Source organism: Kribbella shirazensis (assembly GCF_011761605.1).
In the GTDB taxonomy this organism is placed as follows: domain Bacteria; phylum Actinomycetota; class Actinomycetes; order Propionibacteriales; family Kribbellaceae; genus Kribbella; species Kribbella shirazensis.
The window spans coordinates 7,217,426-7,239,540 of sequence record NZ_JAASRO010000001.1 but is presented as its reverse complement, the minus strand read 5'-3'; the positions used below and the strand labels follow the sequence as shown (position 1 = coordinate 7,239,540).

Annotated in this window: 20 protein-coding genes; 12 read left to right on the top strand and 8 right to left on the bottom strand. The window is 69.2% G+C overall.

The genetic code is table 11. The features are described from left to right. Positions 1-77: 77 nt before the first annotated feature. From ctaJ to BJY22_RS34555, 3 genes are read left to right on the top strand one after another with little or no spacing between them, the layout of a single operon-like run. Positions 78-377 (top strand): aa3-type cytochrome oxidase subunit CtaJ, encoded by a 300-nt coding sequence (ctaJ, locus tag BJY22_RS34565; protein ID WP_167215521.1) that lies wholly within the window; start codon positions 78-80, stop codon positions 375-377. Further along, positions 364-765 (top strand): DUF5130 family protein, encoded by a 402-nt coding sequence (locus BJY22_RS34560; protein WP_167215518.1) that lies wholly within the window; start codon positions 364-366, stop codon positions 763-765. The genes ctaJ and BJY22_RS34560 overlap by 14 nt, the downstream gene beginning before the upstream one ends. Further along, the gene (locus BJY22_RS34555; RefSeq protein WP_167215515.1) at positions 766-1,347 is read left to right on the top strand and encodes a GNAT family N-acetyltransferase; all 582 of its coding nucleotides are present in this window, start codon (positions 766-768) and stop codon (positions 1,345-1,347) included. Here the strand turns inward: BJY22_RS34555 and BJY22_RS34550 are convergent. The 3 genes from BJY22_RS34550 to pepN form a co-directional block, all read right to left on the bottom strand. Further along, positions 1,329-2,024: a hypothetical protein gene (locus tag BJY22_RS34550; protein ID WP_167215513.1), complete on the bottom strand. Its 696-nt coding sequence runs from the start codon at positions 2,022-2,024 to the stop codon at positions 1,329-1,331. The genes BJY22_RS34555 and BJY22_RS34550 overlap by 19 nt on opposite strands. Positions 2,025-2,235: 211 nt before the next feature. Continuing rightward, positions 2,236-2,766: a hypothetical protein gene (locus BJY22_RS34545; RefSeq protein WP_167215510.1), complete on the bottom strand. Its 531-nt coding sequence runs from the start codon at positions 2,764-2,766 to the stop codon at positions 2,236-2,238. 80 nt (positions 2,767-2,846) lie between these two features. Then, on the bottom strand, positions 2,847-5,420 hold the full coding sequence (pepN, locus tag BJY22_RS34540) for an aminopeptidase N (RefSeq protein WP_167215507.1): 2,574 nt from the start codon (positions 5,418-5,420) through the stop codon (positions 2,847-2,849). 122 nt (positions 5,421-5,542) lie between these two features. Here pepN and BJY22_RS34535 point away from each other — a divergent pair, with 122 nt between their 5' ends. The 9 genes from BJY22_RS34535 (at position 5,543) to BJY22_RS34495 (ending at position 12,400) form a co-directional block, all read left to right on the top strand. Further along, positions 5,543-6,157, top strand: a complete 615-nt coding sequence (locus BJY22_RS34535; RefSeq protein WP_167215504.1) for a mycothiol-dependent nitroreductase Rv2466c family protein — start codon at positions 5,543-5,545, stop codon at positions 6,155-6,157. A gap of 80 nt (positions 6,158-6,237) precedes the next feature. Next, entirely contained in the window at positions 6,238-6,987 is a 750-nt protein-coding gene (locus tag BJY22_RS34530) for a serine hydrolase (RefSeq protein WP_202891391.1), read from the top strand. A gap of 10 nt (positions 6,988-6,997) precedes the next feature. Further along, on the top strand, positions 6,998-7,465 hold the full coding sequence (locus tag BJY22_RS34525) for a ribose-5-phosphate isomerase (RefSeq protein WP_167215501.1): 468 nt from the start codon (positions 6,998-7,000) through the stop codon (positions 7,463-7,465). A gap of 186 nt (positions 7,466-7,651) precedes the next feature. Then, the gene (locus BJY22_RS34520; protein WP_167215498.1) at positions 7,652-8,479 is read left to right on the top strand and encodes an Fpg/Nei family DNA glycosylase; all 828 of its coding nucleotides are present in this window, start codon (positions 7,652-7,654) and stop codon (positions 8,477-8,479) included. 63 nt (positions 8,480-8,542) lie between these two features. Continuing rightward, positions 8,543-9,637, top strand: a complete 1,095-nt coding sequence (locus BJY22_RS34515) for a PP2C family protein-serine/threonine phosphatase (protein WP_167215495.1) — start codon at positions 8,543-8,545, stop codon at positions 9,635-9,637. A gap of 99 nt (positions 9,638-9,736) precedes the next feature. Continuing rightward, a complete protein-coding gene (locus BJY22_RS34510; RefSeq protein WP_238351497.1) occupies positions 9,737-10,195 on the top strand; it encodes a hypothetical protein in 459 nt (152 codons plus the stop codon). A gap of 49 nt (positions 10,196-10,244) precedes the next feature. Next, entirely contained in the window at positions 10,245-10,688 is a 444-nt protein-coding gene (locus tag BJY22_RS34505) for a nitroreductase family deazaflavin-dependent oxidoreductase (RefSeq protein WP_167215492.1), read from the top strand. 150 nt (positions 10,689-10,838) lie between these two features. Further along, a complete protein-coding gene (locus tag BJY22_RS34500; protein WP_167215489.1) occupies positions 10,839-11,561 on the top strand; it encodes a CDP-alcohol phosphatidyltransferase family protein in 723 nt (240 codons plus the stop codon). Beyond that, positions 11,537-12,400 carry a hypothetical protein gene (locus BJY22_RS34495; RefSeq protein WP_337759724.1) on the top strand — a complete coding sequence of 288 codons (864 nt, stop codon included), beginning with the start codon at positions 11,537-11,539 and terminating at the stop codon, positions 12,398-12,400. Before BJY22_RS34500 ends, BJY22_RS34495 begins: the two co-directional genes overlap by 25 nt. Here the strand turns inward: BJY22_RS34495 and BJY22_RS34490 are convergent. From BJY22_RS34490 to BJY22_RS34470, 5 genes are all read right to left on the bottom strand, one after another. Beyond that, the gene (locus BJY22_RS34490) at positions 12,397-13,548 is read right to left on the bottom strand and encodes an AAA family ATPase (RefSeq protein ID WP_167215486.1); all 1,152 of its coding nucleotides are present in this window, start codon (positions 13,546-13,548) and stop codon (positions 12,397-12,399) included. The two genes, BJY22_RS34495 and BJY22_RS34490, sit on opposite strands and share 4 nt — an antisense overlap. Positions 13,549-13,579: 31 nt before the next feature. Further along, positions 13,580-14,764, bottom strand: a complete 1,185-nt coding sequence (locus BJY22_RS34485; protein WP_167215483.1) for an ROK family protein — start codon at positions 14,762-14,764, stop codon at positions 13,580-13,582. A 42-nt stretch (positions 14,765-14,806) separates the two neighbouring features. Then, the gene (locus BJY22_RS34480) at positions 14,807-18,241 is read right to left on the bottom strand and encodes an alpha-N-acetylglucosaminidase TIM-barrel domain-containing protein (protein WP_167215480.1); all 3,435 of its coding nucleotides are present in this window, start codon (positions 18,239-18,241) and stop codon (positions 14,807-14,809) included. Positions 18,242-18,388: 147 nt separating this feature from the next. After that, positions 18,389-20,269, bottom strand: coding sequence for an ABC transporter ATP-binding protein (locus tag BJY22_RS34475; protein ID WP_167215477.1), 1,881 nt, complete (start codon positions 20,267-20,269; stop codon positions 18,389-18,391). Next, the gene (locus BJY22_RS34470) at positions 20,266-21,930 is read right to left on the bottom strand and encodes an ABC transporter ATP-binding protein (protein WP_238350547.1); all 1,665 of its coding nucleotides are present in this window, start codon (positions 21,928-21,930) and stop codon (positions 20,266-20,268) included. Before BJY22_RS34470 ends, BJY22_RS34475 begins: the two co-directional genes overlap by 4 nt. Positions 21,931-22,115: the final 185 nt, after the last annotated feature.

Below are 22,115 nucleotides of genomic sequence, written 5' to 3'. Positions count from 1 at the left end.
GGGGTGTCCCCGTGAATTCACGCGCCGGGGCCGGACCGCCCGGCGGCTCGGGCGGGTAGGGGGTTAGGCTTCGGGGCGTGATTGTCGAATTGTCCGGGCACTCCTTGCTGGTGTTCGTCGGGATTCCGGTGCTGGTCGTCGCGGTGGTGGCGCTGCTGGTCTTCGCGTCCTCGATCGCCCACGGCCCGCGGTACCGTCCGGGACTGTCCTGGTGGGCGCCGCCGGTGTGGATCAACGGTCCGACGGCGACCAAGCCCGACCCAGCCAACCTGCCCGAGCTGCCTGAGCTGACCTCGTCGAGCCAGGCGCCGGGTGCCACCGCGACGGCCGGCACCGGCGTCGCCCGCACGACCGGAGGCGCAAGTGCCAGCTGGTGACGCTTTCACCCCTGACCAGCTCCACGACATCGAGCGGGCCGTCCGGCACGCCGAGGAGGTCTCCGGCCTGCACTTCTCGGTGTACGTCGGTGGCGCCGACTCGGAGACCCGTCCGTTCGCGATCGAGCTGCTGAACGAGCTCGACGACCCGGACAACTCCGTCCTGGTGTACGTCGACCCGGCCGGCCGCCGTCTCGAGATCGTCACCGGCACGAACGCCCGGCGCCAACTGTCGGACTCGTCCGCCGGCCTGGCCGCGCTGACGATGCAGACGTCCTTCGCGACCGGGGACCTGACCGGCGGGCTGGTCACCGGCGTACAGCAGCTGGGGACGCACGCGCACCAGGCGCCGCTGCTGCACGCGCACACCGAGCCGCACAAGCAGTAGATGGTCGCGCTGCAACCGCATCGCATCGAGCTCGGCGACGTCGTACTGCGTCCGTTCGTCGCGTCCGACGAGGACGCGGTGGCGCTGGCCCTGCAGGACCCGGGGATTCTTCGCTGGACCGCGGGGACGGCGGTCATCAGCACACCTGCCGACAAGCGGGCCCGCAGGTGGCTGGAGCCGCGCATCGACGGCTGGGCCCGCGGCAATGCCGTCTTCGCGATCGCGGACTGCGCGACCGATCAGGCGATCGGGAGCGTCACGCTCCGGGACGTCCACCGCGTGCCCGATCAGGCCGTGGCGGCGTACTGGGTGGGGCCCGCGGCGCGCGGTCGCCGGCTGGGTGCGCGGGCACTCGACGCTGCGGCCCGCTGGGGCTTCGCGGCCCACGGACTCGGTCTGCACCGGATCTCGCTCGACCATTCGCTGATCAACGAGGGGTCCTGCCGCGTCGCACTGCGGGCCGGGTTCCAACTCGAAGGCGTCATGCGCGACTACTACGTCGAGCCGACGGGGCAGCGGCACAACTCACATCTGCACGCCCGGCTGTCGACCGACGACGTACCTCAGCTAGCGGGCTCGTAGGTCGGGCAGGCGCTCGGGTACGCCGCCTGCGTGCGCGGATCCAGGCAGAGGTTGAGCATCTGCTCCGAGGACGAGCCAGGACCGAGGTAGACCACCCAGGTACCGGTGACCGGCGCCAGTGAGCTGTCCGTGAAGCCCGGGTACTGACCGTCGACCAGCATGGCCTTCGCCGGGATGCCGGCCCGCGTGATCCTGGTCGCGGTGTCCTTCGCTGTCTGGCCCGCGTCCGCCGGGTACTTGTCCAGGACCGCGATCCATTGGCCGCGCTTGAACTTCGGTGAGGTCGGACCGGTGTTCACCGGCGGCGGCGTGGTCGGCTTCGTCGCCGACGTGGCCGCCGTCGGCTTAGGTGCCGCGGCGGACACGGGCGGCTTCCGGTCGGCCTTCGTGCTGATGCCTGTTGGACTCGCCGTCGGATCGGCCGGCGCCGCGGCGCCGCTGTCGGTGCCGGAACCCATCCGCAGTCCGTCGGCCACCGTGCCGGCGGTCGTACCGCGGGTGAGGATGAACGCGAACACCGCCGCTATCGCCAGACCGGCCACGATCGCCGCGCCGATGGCACTGTGCGAACGCTGCGCTTTCCGCGGTCGTGCGGCGGGCGCACTCCGCCGGGCGGCGGTCCTGTGCTGTTTGCGGGCAGCCCGTGCGGGCGGCCTCCGGTGATCGACGCGTGTCACGGCAAGGGCCCCTCCCCAGACAACCCCTGGACGGATATGTCCGGTGCAGCTTAAACCCAACCACCGAAGAAGTGAGCCTCTTTCAGGTGGCAAGAATCTCTTTCCCCGCAGGGGAATCGCGCACCGCGCACGAGCCCTCACCCACCGCCGACCAACAACCGTTTGACCTCACCGAACGAGATCGCGTGGTCAGCGAAACGCTATGTCCGGACTAGGTTCCCGAGGGGATGCCGTCGAACTTGGCCTTGGGGCGAGTGTCGAGGGCGTCGTCCAGCCAGCTGTCGATGTCGACCTCGGCAGAGAGGATGTGCCGCACGTACGACGTCCGCTCGTGGCTGAGCACCTCCAGCTCCCAGACGCTCGGCGCGGCGCCGATCGGGGCCGGGCGGAGGTCGCCGGCCTCGATCCCGCTGAAGATGCTCAGCCGGGACTGGAAGTCGCGCGCCCAGCTCTGCACCACCAGGGAGATGCCGTCGTCGCTCAGGTGCAGTACGACGACCCCGAGCCCGACGGCACCCATCGCGTCGTCGAAGTCGAGCTGGCGGGTGGCGGTGCTCCGGGCGACGTCGACCATCAGGTCGTCCCACTGCCGTCCGCGTGCCGTGACGACGTACGGCTTCACGAGGCGGTTGGTGTACCGCCAGGGCATCAGCGGGGTGACGGGGCGGGGTCGGTACGCCTCTGCGAGTCCGGTCAGCGCAACAGCTGCCGCACCAGCCAAGGCGGGATCAGAGGCGGGCACCGACCCAGTCTTACCGCACCGCGAGGTTCAACGCGACAGGGCCGGTCTCTCGATGAGACCGGCCCTGTCGTGAAGATCGGTCAGGAGGCCGCGTCCGTCGCCTGCGCGGCGATCGCGCGGGTGAGATCGGCCTGTGCCTCGGTGACGTACCGCAGGGTCGGAGCGTCCACCGACGCCGACTCCGTCTCCAGCCAGCCGGTCAGCGCGTCGAGCGCACCCTGGTCGGCCAGGTGCCGCGGCGACAGGTAGACCAGCACGTTCTCGCCCATGGACGAGCCGAGCCGTGTGTACACGTCCTTGGCGGCGGTCAGGTACTTGTCGACGTACGGCCGCAGCAGGTCCTCCTGGCCGGGCTGCTGGAACCCGAGGATGGTCCGGAACTGCGTCTCGTTCGGGGTGTCCTCGGACTCCACCGCGACCCGCCAGGCCTCTTCCTTCGCCTCCACGGTCGGCCGGGCGGCTCGCGCCTGCGCGGCCCGCTCCTGCCCGGTGATCGTGGTGTCGCGGGTCAGCTCGTCGTCGATCTCGTCCGCGCCGATCCGGCCGAGCCGGGCCAGTGCCACGATCAGCGTCCAGCGCAGGTCGGTGTCGACGACCAGGTCCGCGGGCAGGTCACGACCGTCCAGCCACCCGGCGAGCCGGTCCGCCCCGGCGTCGGAGAACACCGCCGAGCTGTAGGCGCGGACGAAGGCGAGCTGGTGGTCGCTGCCGGCCTTGGCGTCGGCGATCAGACCGGCCAGCGCCTCCTCGAACTGCTCCCGCAGGGCGGGCCGGTTCTGCGGGGCGGCGTACTGGTTGATCGCGGTGTTCGCCTGGTTGAGCAGGGAGCGGACGCCGGTCAGGTCGGTCTCGGCGCGGATCCCGCGCAGCACGATGCCGACGTACTGGCTGGCCGGCATCTCCGCGTCCCGGGTCATGTCCCACGCCGCGCCCCAGGCGAGTGCCCTGGGCAACGACTCGGTGAGCTGGTCGATCGACTCGACCAGCGTGGCCCGGGAGCGTTCGTCGAGCCGGATCTTCGCGTAGGTGAGGTCGTCGTCGTTCAGCAGCACCAGGTCCGGCTGGGCGGCGCCGGTCAGCTCGGGGAGCTCGGTGCGTGGGCCGTCGATGTCCACCTCGAACCGCTCGGTCCGCACCAGGCCGGCGTCGGTCCGCCGGTACAGCCCGACCGCGAGCCGGTGCGGCCGCAGGACCGGGAACTTCTCGTTCGCGGTCTGCTCGATCGCGAACGACGTGAACGCGCCCTGGTCGTCGACGGCGAAGTCCGCGCGCAGCGTGTTCACGCCCGCGGTCCGCAGCCACCGCTCGGTCCAGTCGTCGAGGTCCCGGCCGGACGCCTTCTCCAGCGGCTTCAGCAGATCGGCCAGCTCGGTGTTGCCGAACGCGTGGTCGTGGAAGTACTCCTTCAGCGCGGTGACGAAGGTCTCCTCACCGACGAACGCCACCAGCTGCCGCAGCGTCGACGCGCCCTTGGCGTAGGTGATGCCGTCGAAGTTCACCTCGACCGCGTGGAAGTCGATCATGTCGGCCGCGATCGGGTGCGTCGACGGCAGCTGGTCCTGCCGGTACGCCCAGTTCTTGCGGGCGTTGCAGAACGTCGTCCACGCGTCGGAGTACTTCGTCGTCGCGACCACCTGCGCCCAGTGGCTGGCCCACTCGGCGAACGACTCGTTCAGCCACAGGTCGTCCCACCAGGTCATCGTCACCAGGTCGCCGAACCACATGTGCGCCAGCTCGTGCAGGACCGTGTTCGCACGGGCCTCGAGCTCCGCGTGCGTCGTACGGCTGCGGAAGAGGTACTCGTCCCGCAGGGTGACGCAGCCCGCGTTCTCCATCGCGCCCATGTTGTACTCCGGCACGAACGCCTGGTCGTACTTGTGGAACGGGTACGGCGTACCGAAGGCCTCCTCGAACAGCGCGAAGCCCTGCTTGGTGACCTCGAACAGGTCGTCGACGTCCAGTGCGTCCTTCAGCGACGGGCGGCACAGCAGCGACAACGGGTACGTCCCGTGCGGGCCCTCGTACGCGTCCGTGACCACGTGGTACGGACCCGCGACCACCGCGGTGATGTAGGTGGAGATCCGCTCGGTCGGCGGGAACTCCCAGCGGGCCAGCTCCTCGCCGTTCTCACCGGCGTACGGCGTGGGCTCGGGCGCCGGGGCGTTCGAGATGACGACCCAGCGGGCCGGGGCGGAGACGGTGAAGGTGAAGGGAGCCTTGAGGTCGGGCTGCTCGAAGGTGGCGAACACCCGGCGGGCGTCCGGCACCTCGAACTGGGTGTAGAGGTAGGTCTCCTTGTCGGCCGGGTCGACCGAGCGGTGCAGCCCTTCACCGGTCCGCGAGTACAGGCAGTCGGCCACCACGGTGAGCTCGTTGCGTTCGGCCAGCCCGTCGAGCTGGATGCGAGCGCCGTCGTACACCGCGTCCGGGTCGAGGTCCTCGCCGTTCAGCGTCACCGAGCGGACCTTGTCCGCGATCAGGTCGGCGAAGGTGCTCGCGCCGGGTTCGGCGGTGAACGTGATCGTGGTCACCGACGGGTACGTCGGGGCGCCACTCGGTGCGTTGGCCAGGTCGAGCTCGATCGCGTAACTCACGTCACGGACGACGCCCGCTCGGGAACGCGCCTCGTCGCGCGTCAGGTTGGTTCCAGGCATGTCGGCATCCTATGCACCTGGCCCGCGGCTTGGCCGAGGGTTTCCCCCCGACCTTGGGTATTGGATACCAAGACGGTATCTCCGCCGGTGACCCGATTCTTCAACTTTGTATGATGGTGAATATGACTGCCTCCGCAGATTTCTGGTTCGACCCGGCCTGCCCCTGGGCCTGGATGACGTCTCGCTGGATGCTCGAGGTCGAGCAGGTCCGGGACGTGAAGACGACGTGGCACGTGATGAGCCTCGCCGTCCTGAACGACGGCCGCGACGAACTGCCCGACGAGTACAGGAGTTTCCTGGTCAACGCGTGGGGCCCGGTCCGGGTGCTGATCGCGGCCGAGCAGGCGCACGGCAACGAGGTCCTGCTGCCGCTCTACACCGCAATGGGCCGGCGGATCCATGTCGACGGCCGCGGGATCGGCGACGGCAAGGGTGACGTGATCAAGGAGGCACTCGCCGAGGTCGGCCTGCCTGCCGCGCTGATCGAGGCCGCCGACACCGATCGGTACGACGACGCGCTCAAGAAGTCGCACCACGCCGGCATGGACCAGGTCGGCATGGAGGTCGGTACGCCGGTGATCTCCGTGGAGGGCACCGCGTTCTTCGGGCCGGTGGTGACTCCGGCGCCGAAGGGTGAGGCGGCCGGGAAGCTCTGGGACGGCGTCCGGCTGGTGGCCGGCACCGAGGGCTTCTTCGAGATCAAGCGCACCCGCGACCGCGGCCCGATCTTCGACTGACGGTTCAGGGGTTGTCTTCCGGGCGCCCCGGCGGTGAAAGTTGCTCACTCAAGCATCCGTCCAGTGGTGAGTAGGTTCAGATGACCGTCGGCATCGCCGTGTTCGACCGGGAGACCGGGCAGTTCGTCCAGCAGGAGAACGCCGAGCAGCAGTTCCGCTCGGCGTCCGTGGTGAAGCTGTTGATCGCGCTGGACTTCTTCTGGAACCGCGGCCCGGAGTACGACGTACCGGCCGCGGACCAGGAGCGGCTCGAGGTGATGCTGCGCAGCAGCGACGACGACGCCGCGAGCTACTACTGGGACCAGCTGGGCGGTGCGGCCATCGTGGACCGCATGGTCGGGCGGCTCGGTCTGACGCGCACCGCGGGGCCGCCGGCGAGCCACCCGGGCTTCTGGGGGTACGTCGCGATCACGCCCGCCGACACGGTGCGGATCTACCGGTACCTGCTGGACGACGCCCCGGAACCGGTACGCCGGTACGTCATGGGTCTGCTGCACCGGGCGACCCGCCACGGCACGGACGGGATCGACCAGTACTTCGGGATCGCGTCGGCGTTCGAACCGGGATTCAGCATCAAGCAGGGCTGGTCCGGGTTCAAAGGGTCCAGCGGTTACCGCTCCGACCGGCAGAAGCCGGAGTCCGTGGTGGACCTGGTGAACGACGCGCTGCACACGACCGGCACGGTCGGGCCGGACGACCGGAGCATCGTCGCGGTGTTCACGCTGCACCCGAGCGGGACGCCGTACGAGGAGGCCTACGCCCAGGTGACACGGCTGACCGCAGGGCTGACTGTGCCGGGTGCCGTCCGGGTGCAGACGGCTGACAAGTAGATTGCGGGCCATGCGAGTGCACATCGGCTCTGACCATGCCGGCTTCGAACTGAAGAACCACCTGGTGCAGCACCTGACCGCTGCCGGGCACGACGTCGTGGACCACGGTCCGGCTGTGTACGACGCCGTGGACGACTACCCGCCCTACTGCCTGCGCGCCGGGCAGGCAGTGATCGACGAGCCGGGCAGTCTCGGCGTCGTGGTCGGCGGCTCGGGCAACGGCGAGCAGATCGCCGCGAACAAGGTGAAGGGGGTCCGGGCCGTGCTCGCCTGGAGCACCGACACCGCGCGGCTCGGTCGCGAGCACAACAACGCCAACGTGATCAGTGTCGGTGCCCGGATGCACAGCGAGGAGGAGGCCACCGGGTTCGTCGAGACGTTCCTGGCGACCGACTACTCCGGTGAGGAGCGGCACACCCGGCGGATCGACATGCTGGCCAACTACGAGTCGACCGGCGAGCTTCCGCCGCTGCCCTGATCCTCCTGCTGCTCGTCCTTGTCGGCTGCCGGTAGTACGGGCCGGCGTGCGACGGACCGACGGGGGCGGGAGACATCGCGAGCCCGCATGCTCCGGGCGGTGCCGACCACGGCCGGAGTGGGTGGAGCGGACCTGCCGCCCCCTTTCGCTGCACTGGAACCACCTGTCGTCCCCATACGAGGAATCATGCCTGAAGGTCACACCCTGCACCGGCTGGCGAACGACGTCTGGGACGCGTTCGGTGGCCGTCCGGCCCGGGCGTCGAGCCCGCAGGGCCGGTTCGCCGAAGGCGCCGCGCTGCTCGACGGGCATCTGTTGCGGCAGACCGAGGCGCACGGCAAACACTTCCTCGCCGACTTCGAGGGCGCCGGCTGGCTGCACATCCACCTCGGGCTGATCGGGAAGATGGACATCAACCCGGCGCCCGTGCCGGAGCCTGTCGGCCAGGTCCGGCTCAGGCTGCAGAACGCCACGTCGTACGCCGATCTGCGCGGCGCGACCGTCTGCGAGGTCATCACCGACGAGGAGCGCGAGAAGCTGCTCGGCCGCCTCGGTCCGGACCCGCTGCGCGACGACGCGGACCCGGAGCTGGCGTGGAAGCGGATCCACCGCAGCAAACTGCCGATCGGGCAGCTGCTGATGAACCAGGACGTGCTGAGTGGCGTCGGCAACGTGTATCGCGCCGAGGTGCTGTTCCGGGCCAAGCTGAACCCGACGACGCCCGGCAACGTGGTGAAGAAGCGCGAGTGGCAGGGCATGTGGGACGACCTGCTCGCGCTGATGAAGTACGGCGTGGAGACCGGGCGGATCGACACCGTGGCCGACGACCACACGCCGGAGGCGATGGGCCGTGACCCGCGGCGGGACGATCATGGTGGCGAGGTGTACGTGTACCGGCGCCAGGGGCAACGGTGCTACGTGTGCCAGTCGGTGATCCGGACGAAGATCCTCGCGGGCCGTAACTTGTTCTGGTGCCCCAAGTGCCAGCGGACCGGTCTCACCCGCAAGAGCTGACAGTCATCGGTTGTGTTGCGAATTGATGCGCGGACCGATCAGTACCGTTATCTTCTTCACACCATGAGGAAGAGCGGCGGTCTTGCACTGGTACGACGCATCGGCCGCCGGGTCGAGGCGCTGGCGCGTCGTGCCCGCCGCTCGCCCAGGGTGGCGTTCCTGGCGCTGTTGCTGATGTCGCTCGTGTTCACGCTGGGCAGTCTGGCGTTGCCGGGGTTCGTGCCGGCGTCGTTGCTGGTCGTCCCGCTGCTGCTCGGCGGTCTGCTGTTGCGCTTCCGTCAGTTGGTCGCGTTGAGCGTGCTGACGTTGATCTTCGGCGTGTACGTCGTGGTGCTGAGGTCGCCCGTGCTACCGCGGACCGGGTTCGTGCTGGTGCTCGCGCTGGTGGCCTGGATTGTGCTGACCAGTGCGAAGGTACGCAACCGGCTCGGGGTCCCGGGGACCCGTGGTGAGTCGATGCTGATGGAGTTGCGGGACACGCTGACCGCACAGGGGGAGTTGCCGACCCTGCCGCCGGGCTGGCGGGTCGAGTCGGCGATCCAGTCCGCCGGTGGGTCGACGTTCTCCGGTGACTTCGTGGTGTCGACGGTGCACGACGACGTCCTCGAGGTCGCGCTGGTCGATGTCTCCGGCAAGGGCATCGACGCGGGGACGCGGGCCCTGCTGCTGTCCGGTGCGTTCGGCGGGCTGCTGGGCGTCGTACCGGAAGAGGAGTTCCTGTCGTCGGCGAACCGGTACCTGCGGCGGCAGGACTGGGACGACGACTTCGCGACCGTGGTGCATGTCGTGATCGACCTGCGGACGGGCGAGTTCGACGTACGGACGGCCGGGCATCCGCCGGCGATCCAGTTCGACGCGTGGTCGGGGCGGTGGCAGACGCGGGACGCGGACGGGCCGCTGCTCGGGCTGGTCGAGTCGCCGGAGTTCGAGGTGAACCGGGGGCAGTTGAAGCAGGGGGACGCGCTGTTCCTGTACAGCGACGGGATGGTGGAGACCCCGCGGCAGGACATCGGCCGCGGTACGGACCGGTTGGCGGGGCATGCGGAACGGCTGGTCGCGCAGGGGTTCAAGGGTGCCGCGCAGGAGCTGGTCGCGTCCGCCGGAGGGCCGGGGGACGACTCGGCGATCGTCATCATCCACCGCCAGGCACATGCCTGAGGCAACCAACACCGCCAACCACCGGGCAAACCTGTCGGCTCCGCCCGCACTCGCCCGTCGCAGGACTGTCCTGGGGATGGCGTAGCCTGCTGGGTCGTGATGATGGATGGGGTGGACGGCTCGTTCGACTCGGGGGCGGATCGGGTCGCGCCGGACGTGTCGTTCGAGGAACTGGTCGCGTTGATGCCGGAGGCGTTGCGGGAGGTGTTCCCGCCGTACCGCTGGCAGCTGGCGAAGCTGTGGGAGCTCGACCTCAAGGTCGAACCGGTCGAGGTCGCCGACCTGGTCTGGATGTTCGACCTGCCGTTGTGGCAGCTGGAGGGCGAGCGGTTCCGGGTCACCCCGCACCAGGTCGCGGAGACGCCGATGAACTTCCGCGCCCACTACCAGCGGGTGATGGACTCCGACCTGGACTTCCCGATCAATCTGGTCGCGTATCGTGGCCGCCTGGTCGTGCTGGACGGCGTTCACCGGCTGCTGAAGGCGCACTTCCTGCGCCGCCGCTGGATCGCGGCCACCATCGCCACGGCCGCACAGCTGCAGTCCTGCGCGGTCTGACCCCCGCGTCGGCTGTCATTGATGACGCGTCACCGTTAGTATTGGTGACATGACATCGAACTACGACGACGAGTACGCGCCGAGCACGACCGGATGGGTCCGCGAGCAGGTCGAGAAGGTGACCGAGACCGGCACCACCGACGCCGTGGACATCCTGGGGATGAAGGTCGTGCTGATGACGATGCGCGGCGCCAAGTCCGGCAAGATCCGCAAGGTCCCGGTCATGCGGGTGGAGAACGACGGTGTGTACGCCGCGGTCGCGTCCCTCGGCGGTGCGCCCAAGAACCCGGTCTGGTACTACAACCTCAAGTCCGACCCGAAGGTCACCCTCCAGGACGGCGAGACCACCAAGGAGTACGTCGCCCGCGAGATCGACGGCGCGGAGTACGACGAATGGTGGAAGCGTTCCGTGGACGCCTATCCGCCGTACGCGGAGTACCAGACCAAGACCACCCGCAAGATTCCCGTCTTCCTGCTCGACCCGGTGAACTAAGTCCTCGCAAAGATCTCGCCCCGGATGACGGTCGGTGACGGGGGCGGGACCAGGCTTGTGAGACGCTGGCGACGGGCGGGTTGACCTTGACCCGCTCCGGCGCGCTGCGTCGATTGAGTTCTGGGAGTTGTCCTGACCACACACGACGCGGTGCGGGAACCGTTCGTCGGGTCGACGCGGCTGCGTCTGGCCGGACTGGCACTGCATGCCTATACCGCGAGCGGAACGGTGCTCGCGTTGCTGATCGTGATCGCCGCGATCGACGGCGACGCCGTCCGGGCGCTCTGGCTCGGCCTCGCGGCCCTGGTGATCGACGGTACCGACGGGATGCTCGCACGCCGGCTGCGGGTGAAGGAGACCATCCCGTGGTTCGACGGTGCGATGCTCGACAACATCGTCGACTACCTGACCTACGCGTTCGCGCCGATCGTGCTGCTCTGGACCGGCGGGTACCTGCCGTCCGGGACCTGGGGCGCGGTGCTCGGGGCGCTGCCGTTGCTTGCCTCCAGCTATCAGTTCTGCCGGGTCGACGCGAAGACCGAGGACCACTTCTTCCTGGGCTTCCCGAGCTACTGGAACGTGGTCGCGTTCTACGTCGTGGTGCTCGGTCTCAGCCCGGTCGCCACGGGCGTCATCCTGGTGGCCTGCTCGGTGCTCGTCTTCGTCCCGGTGAAGTACGTGTACCCGTCGCGCACCAAGGCGTTCCGCTCGCTGAACCTGGTGGCGACGGCGGTCTGGCTCGCGTCGTACGCCGTACTCCTGGCGCTGATGCCCGACCCGAACGCGATCGTCGTGGCGATCTCGCTGGCGTACCTCGTGTACTACGGCGGACTCAGTCTCTACCTCACGTGGCGCCGGAGGGCTGCGGCCTAGTGGTCCTGGGGCTGAGCGCGGCGCTCGCTGCCGCGGTGCTGTTCGGTTTCGCGGCGATCCTGCAGGCCGTGGGTTCGCGGAAGGTGCCGACCGAGTCGGAGCTGGATCCGCGGCGGCTCGGCCGGTTCGTGGTCGCGTTGCTCAAGCAGCCCGCGTTCCTCGGGGCCCTCGTGCTGAACCTGGCCGGCTTCGGACTGCACTTCGTGGCGCTGCGGCTGCTGCCGCTGTACCTGGCGCAGGCAGGGATCGCGGTGAGTCTGGTCGTGACCGCGCTGCTCGCGACCCGCTGGATGTCCGACCGGCTGAGTGCGCTCGAGTGGTCCGCGGTGATCGCGGTGTGCGTCGGGCTCGGTCTGCTCGCTGTGGCGGCCGGCGACGCCGGTGAAAGCGCCAAGCATCACGGACTCACCATCGGCGTCGTCGTCGGACTGATCGCGATCGCCGTACTGGGTGCCGTCGCCAGCCGGTCCCAGCACGGCGTATCCACCGCGCTGCTCGGGCTGCTGGCCGGTCTCGGGTACGCCGGGGTGGCGATCTCGGCGCGCTTGCTGGAGGACGGGTCGCTGGGCGAGCTGTTGCGCAGCCCGACGACGTACACGTTGCCGATCAGCGGGGCGCTCGCGTTCATCCTGTACTCGCTCGCGCTGCAGCGTGGTTCGGTCACGCTCGCAACGACGCCGATGATCGCGCTGCAGACCATCGCCCCGGCGGCCGCGGGCGTGTTCGTCCTCGGCGACGCCGTCCGCGCGGGATGGTGGCCGGCCGCGGGCATCGGCTTCCTGCTCTCCGCCGCCGGCTCCGTCATCCTCGTCCGCTTCGAAAGCGTGAAGCCGGATTAACGAGTCGGCCACTTCCAGGGCGGTTCGTCCAAGGGGCCCTGACCAGTGATCCGGGTGGCGCCCTTCTCCTTGAGCAGTTCGATCGTCTGGAGGTCGGGGGAGAGGGCCTCGAGTGCGCTGATGAACGGGCGGGAGTGCGAGACGGCGATCACCTGGGTCTCCTTGGCGGCGGTGACGACCAGGTTGGCGAGCGCCGGCAGGAGGTCCGGGTGCAGGCTCGTCTCGGGTTCGTTGAGGACCAGCAGCTCCGGCGGTCGCGGGGTGAGCAGGGCGGCGGCCCACAGGAGGTACCGGAGCGTGCCGTCGGACAGCTCCGCACCGGACAGCGGCCGAAGCAGACCGTGCTGGTGGAACGCGATCTCGAAGCGCCCCGCGGTGTTGACGACCTCGACACGACTGCCCGGGAACGCCAGCTCGATCGCCTCCTCCAGCACCCCGCGGGGGCCGAGCTCGCGGATCGTCTGCAGTGCGGCCGCCACGTCCGCGCCGTCCGGGGCGAGTACTGCGGTCCGGGTACCCACCTGCATCCGGCGGGCAGGAGCCGTCGCGTCGGTGCGGAAGTGGTCGTAGAACCGCCACCCGCGGAGCCGCTCCCGCACCAGCAGCAGCTCCGGCGCGCGCTCGGGATCCGCGAACTCGCTCAGCATGCTGTCGAACGTCTGCAGTTGATGCCCCGCCCGCTGCCATTCACCGCTCGCCGCACGGATCCGCACCTCGCGATTGCTGCGCTCGACCAGCGCCGCCGCCGGCCGCAGGAACGGCCCCGACCACAGCGCCTCGCGTTTGATCTCCGGATCAAGATCGAACTGGGAGCCTTGGGCAACCGGTAGCCCGAGATCCATCAGGTAGCCGTAGTCGTCGCTCGCGAAGCCCATCCGCAACGTCACCGGCCCCGTCCGTCGGGTGCCCTGGACAGGTCGATCCTTGCGGACCTGCTCCGGCCCGGCCCACAGCGTCGACTGCAATCCGCCCTCACGGGCCAGGGCCGCGACGGCTCCGTTGCGCGACGCATCGGCCAGCAGCCGCAGCGCCCGGTACAGGCTCGACTTCCCCGTGCCGTTGGCGCCGGTCACCACGTTCAGCCCGCGCAACGGCATGACGATCCGCCGCAAGGACCGGTAGTTCTCCACCGCCAGCGTCGTCAGCATGTGGGTCACCGTACCGGCGCCTGCGGACAGTTCAGTTCTCAGCGCGGGAGGGGGAGCGGTGCCAGAGGACCCCGAGTTCGTGCAGCATCGCCGCGGCGGCCGCGCCGTACATCTTGCTGTGGTCGGCCATCGTCGAGAAGCGGGGACGGCGTACGTCGACGGCGGGCAGGCGGCGCGCGAGCTCCTGCTCGATCGCATCGAGGAGCCGCGTTCCCGCCCGGCGGACCGGGCCGTCGATCACCACGTCCGGGATGTCGAGGATCGCCGCCTGCACGCAGATCAGGGCGCCGAGACTCCGCCCGGCGTACTCGACCCGGTCGGCGAGCGCCCGCAGCCGCTTCCCGGCCGGCTCCTGTCCGGGCGACGAGATCGCGTCCAGGTCCTCGACGGCGGCCCCGGCGAGGATCGCGGGCAGGTTCGCCACGGTCTCCAGACAGCCCGTCCGGCCGCATTCGCAACGCCGGTCGCTCACGCCGACGTCGATGTGGCCGACCTCGCCGGCGCGCTGCCGCTCGCCGAGGTGCACGCGCCCGTCGAGGATGATGGCCGACCCGATGCCGCCGGCGATGTGCAGCACGATGACGCTGCCGCCGGCCTGACTCTGGTGGGACAGCTCGGACATCGCGACCGCGGTCGCGTCGTTGACCAGTACGACGTCGTACCCGAGGTCGGCCTGCAACGGCCCCGCGAGGTCGACGTCGTGCCAGCGGAACTGGATCGACTCGACGATGCCCTGCTCCGGCGACAGCATCGCGGGGACGGCGATGCCGGCGGCCAGGACAGCTCGCCCGTCCTCGGCCGCCAGCCGGCGCAGGCAGTCGCCCAGCACCCTGATCACGTCATCGACGCTGGGGTTCGGTGGAAGGTCCGCCCGGCCGGTCGTCCCGATGACCCCGTCCAGTCCCACCACACCCGCGACCACCTCGGTCGGCCGCAGGTCCGCCATCAGCAGGCACTGCCGCTCGGTGTCGACGCGGAGCGGCTTCGCGGGCTTGCCGCGGCCGCTCGGCGTCCCGGCCTCCTCGACCAGCAGGTGCCGCGCCAGCAGGGACTCGACGATCTCCGACACCACCGCTCGCGCCAGGCCGGTCGTGCGCGAGATGTCCGCGCGGGACAGGCCGTCGCCGATCAGCACGGTCTGCAGGACCAGCCGGGTGTTGCGCTCGCGGAGAACGCCGGGTGTCACCTTCTCGGTGATCCGTATCGCCTTCGTCATCCCTGCCTTCCGCGAGCGCCGGAGCCCTGCCCCGCTGCCCGATCAGCCCACGCCATACACCCCCAGCTCCTGGAGGTGGAGCGTGTACGCATTGGACGTGTTCCCGAAGCCGGTGACCCGGATGTACCGGTACGCACCGGTCACGTCGTACCGCTCACCGACATCAGTCTGCGCCTTGTGGGTGACCTTCTCGGCCAGCCGGGTCCACGTCTGTCCGTCCACGCTTCCGTCGACACGATAGAGGTAGGACCGGCCGTCGGCGTAGTACGGCGTCACGCGCACACTCGACAGCTCGTGAGCAGCACCGAGGTCCACCTGCAGCCACGACGGCTGACCGGCGCACTCCTGAGGCGCACAGAACCACCCGGTGCTCAGGTCGCCGTCGACCGCGTTCGCCGCGACCCGCGTGCCTTCCGTACTGCTGGCCGTCGCCGGCTTCCGGTGACTCAACGAGACCGGCAGCGGTCCAGCGCACGTCACCGTCGGAACCCCGAACGACACTGCGTCGAAGAACCGGTTCGCGTCGGACTGGTGCACCTGCAGCCGCAGCTGCCGTACGCCGGTGAGGTCCGCCTCGAGCCGCACCGCTTTCGAGGCCGTGCCGCTGATCCCACTGCGCAGTACGCCGGAATCGGCCAGCAGACGCCCGTCGCCGAAGACGCGGACGACCGCATCGCCGTCGGGAGTGTGGTTCATCGCGTCGTCGATGCCGACCACCGTGGTGAACCGCGAACAGTCACCGCCGAGCTCGAACCGGATGTCGGCGTTCGAGTTGGTGCCGAGACCCTTGCTGTAGGCAACACCGTCGAGCAGGATCGGCGCACCGTTGCCCGAAGGCGTCGCCGGTGTGACAGTGTCTCGAGCGACCGGGTGCAGGCCGTCGTGGTTGCGTGACGACGCGAACGGCAGGTCGCTCAGTTGGTAGCGTCCGGCCGCGGCCACCGGCATGACGGCGGTCGCCTTCAGCAGCTCGGAGCGTCCGGACTGGTCGAACCGTGTCGTCACCTCCAGCGATGCCACCTCGGCCGGCTGCCCGTCGGCGCGTCGGACGGTCCAGGAACGGGTGGCCGTTCCACCTGGTCCGACCTCGCCCGGTGCGTCGCCCACGGGTTCGACCGTGATCCCAGCGGGTGCTGAGACCTCGAAGGACAGCCCGGTGAGCGCGGCGAAGTAGTTCGTGTTGGTCACGGTCGCGGTCACCCGAGCAGCCCCTGACGCATCCACCGTCCCGGTCGGACGCAGTACCAGAGTCGGGTCGTAGTCGTCGTTCCGGAGCCGCTCCAGCAGGTTCGCCGCCTCGGTGTAAGTGTCGCCGGTCGGCTCGGTGCGGTAGGCGGTGCGATCGGACGACCACTGTTCCGCCACGTCGTACCAGTCGATTGCCGGTGCTGTGGTGCCTGTGGTCAGAGCAGTCCGCAATCCGTCGAAGTACTGCTTCCAGCGCGGCGCGTAGTACCCGTCCAGCAGGCCGGACCACTCGCGGTACGCGTAGTCCTGGAGGTCTGTGGTGCGCAGGCCCCATGACGTGACCTGCTTGCGCGCGTCGTACTCGAGCTGCGCGGCCTCGGTGTCGTCCGCGGCCCAGCTCCTGGCCTTCTCCAGCCACCGTCCGATCAGGTACTCCTCGTTGGTGGCGACCAGGTCGTCGACACCGGCGATGTAGCCGAGCCACGTCTCGGTCAGCTGCGAGAAGCGCTCGACATCCTCGGCCTGGTACGCCGTCCTGATCTGGGGGAGCAACGTACGGGACCTGTCGGCGGCGGACTGACGCGCCACCTCCAGCAGGTCATAGCGGTACGCCGAGTTGTTCCGGAGCGACTCGTCGACGCCGAGCAGCGCCGGCAGTGCACCGGCGTACGCCGCCGGATCGTAGGCGAACGCGGCCTGCGCCCAGCTGTGCGGACGCTGGACCGTCAGGCTCGGGATGGCGGCGAACAGACCGCCGTGTCCCGAGGAGCGGCCGCCGTTCGGGGGAATCGAGTAGGCGGTCGAGGCCAGGATCTGCCAGGCCTGCCGTGCCTTCGGGTCGGTCCCGCCGTACCGCGCGTCCGCGTAGTCGGCGAACCATCGGTCGAGATCCACCGGGCCGTCGTGCCACGGCAGCTCGGCGAGGAACTCCATCGCCACCGCGTTGTTGTAGCTGGCCTCGGGCATGATCGCGATGCCGTTCAGGGCCGAGTCCGGTTTCGCCAGCGACGCCCAGAACCGCTCGTTCCAGGCGCGGATCGGAGCGCCCATGGTGGAGTTCCCGCCGAAGTTCCAGATCGACCCGAAGGCGTACGGCGTCCCCTTCCAGTCCTCCTCGCGGTCGGGGCTCAGCGCCCGGTCGGACAGCCCGTCGACGACCAGCATCCGGCTCCGGTCGATGGCCGCGACCGTCTCCGGGCGTGGGTTGCTCTGCCAGCCCAGGATCGCCCAGATCGCGCCCGGATGGGCTTTGTCCATGGCGTTCTGCACCGCGACGGATGCCTGGCCGACGGAGATGCTGCCGGGCCGGCCGCCCTCGTGCAGCAGATCCATCTTGAACATCGTCGACTTCCCCAGCAGCCGCTTCTGGACCTCGTAGAAGCGTGCCGCGACCTGGTCGAAGAGCGGATCGGTCGGTGCCAGCCAGTCCGGCCGGTCCAGTCCGACCCAGGTGCCCTGCGGAACCGTGGTGGCGCCGGGGTTCTTCACCTCGAAGTCTCGCGGCACGGTACCGAAGTAGCCCGGCAGGACCGGCGTGATCCCGAGTGAGCGCATCCGGTCGGCGATCCGTCGGCCGAGCTCCGCGCGTTCGCGGATCACCTCGGCGCTCACCGGCGCGGTGAAGTTGGACATGTTCTGCAGCAGCCACCACGGCTGGTACCCGGGGCTGGGGATCCACGCGCGCAGCTCGTCCGCGGTGTAGCCGAAGGCCTGCAGCATCTCGTAGTACACGGCCTCGGTGCCGATGGGCATGAAGATCTCGTTCACGCCGTGCAGCGCCTGGACGTCGATCAGCCGTTCCCAGTCCTCGAACGTCCGGTACGGCCCGGAGTACCCGTCCTCGGTGTCGTTGCCGGCGAACCGGTGCTCGACCACCGACGACTTCTCGATCGGCGCGCTCGGGGCGGGCAGCACGAGGGGGAGGTCGAGCTGCTCGCCCGTCCACGAGACGTCCGCCTTCACGACGTGCTTGAGGTACCAGTTGAAGCCCATCAGCAGGGCCGACGTACTGCTGCCCTCGACCACCGGGCGCGCGCCGCGGCGGGTGATCCGGAACGTGTCACGGCCCTCGGACGCCGGGATCGTCGCCAGCGTGATCTGGCTTCCGTACTGCGTGCCGACGAGGCGGCGGATCGCGTCCGCGGCCGGGCCGGTGTCGAACAGTGGGCGTGCGGCCGGGCTCGGCTCCGGGGATTCCGCGTGCGCGGGCGAGGCGCTCAGCAACAGCGCCGCGCTGGTCAGTGCGGCCGTCGCGGCGAGCCACCGCCGGAGCCGGGTACGTCGGTTCATCAGACTGCCCTCCCATTTTGATCGCGGCCCAAACTAAATGGGCGGAGGAGGGCGGTCAAGAGTTCGTAAACGTTCTTCCCGAAACTCGTTCGGGCAGAAATGAACAGCGGGCGCGCGGGAGAACCCACGCGCCCGCTGTTGCCGGGGTCAGGCCAGGGAGTCTTCCCAGGCCTGGTGCAGCCCCGCGTAGTGCCCGTCGGTGGTGACCAGGTGGTCGGGAGCGCCGTCCTCGATGATCTGCCCGTATTCCAGGACGAGGACGCGGTCGGCGGTCTCGACGGTGGACAGCCGGTGCGCGATGACGATCGCCGTCCGGTCGGCGAGGATCGTCCTCAGCGCCCGCTGGATCAGGCGCTCGCTCGGGATGTCCAGGCTGGACGTCGCCTCGTCCAGGATCAGTACGGCGGGGTCGGCGAGGAACGCCCGCGCGAACGCGACCAGCTGCCGCTGACCCGCCGACAACCGCGAGCCGCGCTTCTCGACCGCGGTCTCGTACCCGTTGGGCAGCGCCATGATGAAGTCGTGCGCGCCGATCACCTTCGCGGCCTCGACGACCTCCTCCATCGTGGCGTCCGGCTTGCCGAACCGGATGTTGTCGGCGACCGAGCCGGTGAAGAGGAAGTTCTCCTGCGTCACCATGACGACCCGCGAGCGCAGGTCGTCCTCGGACAGGTCGCGCAGGTCCACGCCGTCGAGCAGCACATGGCCGCTGGTCGGGTCGTAGAACCGCGCCACCAGTTTGGCGATGGTCGTCTTGCCCGCACCTGTCGTACCGACCAGGGCCAGGGTCTGACCAGCCGGCACGTCCAGCTGCAGACCGGGCAGCACGGGTACGCCGTCGACGTACTCGAACCGGACGTTGCGCAGCTCCAGGTGACCGTGCGCCGGACCGGGCTTGGCCGGCTTGATCGGCTCCGGCACGTCCGGGGTCTCGTTCAGCACCCCGGACAGCTTCTCCAGCGCCGCGCTCGCGGACAGGAAGGTGTTGTAGAACTGCGAGATGTCCTGCAGCGGCTCGAAGAACTGCCGCAGGTAGAGCAGGAACGCGGTCAGGACGCCGACCGTGACGTGACCGTGGTACGCCTGGTAACCGCCGTACGCCAGGATCGCGACGATGGTGATGTTGCCGACGCCCTTGATCGACGGCATGAAGATCGCGTTCAGCCGGAACGACTCGAGGTTGGCCCTCCGGTAGCGGTCGTTGACGCCGTGGAAGATTTCCTCGTTGCGCGGCTCCCGGCGGAACGCCTGCACCGCGCGGATGCCGGTCATCGACTCGACGAAGTGCACGATGACCAGCACGACGGCCTCACGCGTCTGCCGGTACACGACCGCCGACCGCTTCCGGAACCACGCTGTCAGGATCAGCAGGGCCGGGAACGACAGCAGCGCGAGCAGACCGAGCTTCAGGTCGAGCGTGAGCAGGATGATCGACGTACCGACCAGAGTCAGTACCGCGGTGACCAGACCGTCGAACCCGTTCGCCAGCATCTCGTCGATGACCTGTACGTCGGAGGTCAGCCGGGAGATGACCCGGCCCGACGTGAACTTGTCGTGGAACGCCGGGCTCAACCGCTGGAAGTGGTCGAACACCCGCTTGCGCAGGCCGAGCAGGATCGTCTGGCCGAGCCGGCCCGACCGCATCAGGAACAGCTGCCGCGCCCACGCCTGCAGCAACGCCATCGCGAGGACGGTGATCACGATCGTGACCAGCTCCCGCGAGCCCTCGCCCGCGAGGATCGGCGGGATGCCGTTGTCGATGCCCAGGTGGACCAGGTACGGCACGGCGAGCCGGGCGGCGTTCTCGACGAGCACGATCACGACCAGCAGCCAGATCAGCTTGTGGTACGGCCGGAGCAGCTCGCCCAGCAGCTTCCGGGAGTCCTCCTTCAGCCGGATGCTGGTCGCGCGGGAGACCTCCCGATCGGGGTCGTCCTCGAAGACGCCCCGCCAGTTCTGCTCTTCCGGCTGCTCGTCCTTCGCATCGGTGTCGGGAGGTGTCTGCTGGGTCGACTGTGTGGTTGTCATGCGTGCACCTCCTCTTCTTCCGCTGCGAGCAGGTGCCGGTACTCCGGGACTGTCTCGAGCAACTCGTGGTGGGTTCCTACGTGGGTGATCGTGCCGTTCTGCAGCAAAGCGACCTGGTCGGCCAGCATCACGGTCGACGCGCGGTGCGCGACCACGATGCCGGTGGTGTCGGCGAGCACGTTCTGCAGCGCCTCCTCGACCAGGGCCTCGGTGTGTACGTCGAGCGCGGACAGGGTGTCGTCCAGCACGAGTACTGCGGGCTTGGCGAGTACTGCGCGCGCCAGAGCGAGCCGTTGCCGTTGACCACCCGACAGCGACATGCCCTGCTCACCGACCCGCGTGTCGAGGCCCCAGGGCAGGTCGTTGGCGAACTGCGCCTGGGCAACCTCCAGAGCCTGCTGGACCTCTGCGTCGGTCGCGTCCGGCCGGCCGAGGGTGAGGTTCTCCCGGACGCTCATCGAGAACAGCGTCGGGTCGTCGAACGCGGAGGCGACCGCGGTCCGCAGCGACACCAGGGACAGGTCCCGGATGTCGTGCCCGTCGATGGTGATCCGCCCGGAGGTTACGTCGTACAACCGGGGGACCAGTGCGGTCAGTGTGGTCTTGCCGGACCCGGTGGCGCCGACCAGTGCGAGCGTCGTACCAGGGGTCAGGTCCAGGTTGATGTCGTGCAGCACTTCGGTGGAGTCGTCGGAGAACCGGAAACCGACGTGCTCGAACCGCAGGTGACCGCGGGAATGGGGGAGCTCCTCCTCGCCGGACTTGATCACCGAGTAGGTGTCCAGGATCTCGCTGATCCGGTCCGCCGCGGTCATCGCCTCCTGGGCCATCGCCAGGATCGCGCCGAGCGAGGTGACCGGCCAGACCAGCGACAGCATCAGCGTGATGAACGCGACCAGGGTGCCGAGTGTGATGGCCTCCCGGCCGACGGCGAGCGCGCCGAGCAGCAGCACGATCACCAGGGTCAGGTTCGGGATGACGCCGAGGAAGCTCCAGAAACGCGAGGCGAGCCGGACCTTCTCGACCTCGGTGTTGTACAGCGTGGTCGCCTCGTCGTCGAACTGCCGCTGCACGTGCGGCCGGCGGCCGAACGCCTTGATGACCCGGAAGCCGAGCGCCGACTCCTCGATCCGGGTGGCCAGGTCGCCCTCCTGGTCCTGCACCTTGCGGGAGATCCGCAGGTACTTCTTCTCGAACTTCAGCGATACCCAAACGATCGGCACGGCGGCCACCAGGACCACGAGCCCGAGCGGCCAGTACAGCTGGAGCAGCAGGACCGTGACCACGGCCAGCTGCAGGATGTTCATCACCAGGAACAGCAGGCCGAAGCCCATGAACCGCCGGATGATGGACAGGTCGGTGGTGACACGGGAGAGCAGCTGACCGCTCTGCCAGCGGGTGTGGAACTCCATCGGCAACGACTGCAGCCGGACGTAGAGGTCCTGCCGGAGCGTGGCCTCCAGGTCGCTGACGGTCTTGGACTGCGCCCAGCGGCGCATCCAGACCAGGACGACCTCGGCGATGCTCAGTCCGAGGGCCAGCAGGGCCAGCGGGACCAGCATGCTCAGCTCCCGACGGGTGACCGGCCCGTCGATGATGGCCCGGGTGACCAGCGGGATGGTGAGGCTGACACCGACGCCGAGCATCGCGGTGGTGAACATCACCGAGAGGCGCCAGCGGTGTGGCTTCAAATAGGGACGCAGCCGCCAGAGATTGCGGCTACGTTCGGGGGCACGGGTGGAAGGGGCAGCGATCGACGGCGCTTGGACAGGGTGCTCTGAGGGCATCTGGACGGGCGCACTTCCCATCTACTTCGATACGAAGGGGTTTTTGGCGACCGGAAAAC

Coding starts and splice junctions, on each gene's coding strand:
- BJY22_RS34555 (WP_167215515.1), top strand. CDS start 766: ATGGTCGCGCTGCAACCGCATCGCATCGAGCTCGGCGACGTCGTACTG.
- pepN (WP_167215507.1), bottom strand. CDS start 5,420: ATGCCTGGAACCAACCTGACGCGCGACGAGGCGCGTTCCCGAGCGGGC.
- BJY22_RS34535 (WP_167215504.1), top strand. CDS start 5,543: ATGACTGCCTCCGCAGATTTCTGGTTCGACCCGGCCTGCCCCTGGGCC.
- BJY22_RS34530 (WP_202891391.1), top strand. CDS start 6,238: ATGACCGTCGGCATCGCCGTGTTCGACCGGGAGACCGGGCAGTTCGTC.
- BJY22_RS34525 (WP_167215501.1), top strand. CDS start 6,998: ATGCGAGTGCACATCGGCTCTGACCATGCCGGCTTCGAACTGAAGAAC.
- BJY22_RS34520 (WP_167215498.1), top strand. CDS start 7,652: ATGCCTGAAGGTCACACCCTGCACCGGCTGGCGAACGACGTCTGGGAC.
- BJY22_RS34515 (WP_167215495.1), top strand. CDS start 8,543: ATGAGGAAGAGCGGCGGTCTTGCACTGGTACGACGCATCGGCCGCCGG.
- BJY22_RS34510 (WP_238351497.1), top strand. CDS start 9,737: ATGATGGATGGGGTGGACGGCTCGTTCGACTCGGGGGCGGATCGGGTC.
- BJY22_RS34505 (WP_167215492.1), top strand. CDS start 10,245: ATGACATCGAACTACGACGACGAGTACGCGCCGAGCACGACCGGATGG.
- BJY22_RS34490 (WP_167215486.1), bottom strand. CDS start 13,548: ATGCTGACGACGCTGGCGGTGGAGAACTACCGGTCCTTGCGGCGGATC.
- BJY22_RS34485 (WP_167215483.1), bottom strand. CDS start 14,764: ATGACGAAGGCGATACGGATCACCGAGAAGGTGACACCCGGCGTTCTC.
- BJY22_RS34480 (WP_167215480.1), bottom strand. CDS start 18,241: ATGAACCGACGTACCCGGCTCCGGCGGTGGCTCGCCGCGACGGCCGCA.
- BJY22_RS34475 (WP_167215477.1), bottom strand. CDS start 20,269: ATGACAACCACACAGTCGACCCAGCAGACACCTCCCGACACCGATGCG.
- BJY22_RS34470 (WP_238350547.1), bottom strand. CDS start 21,930: ATGTTCACCACCGCGATGCTCGGCGTCGGTGTCAGCCTCACCATCCCG.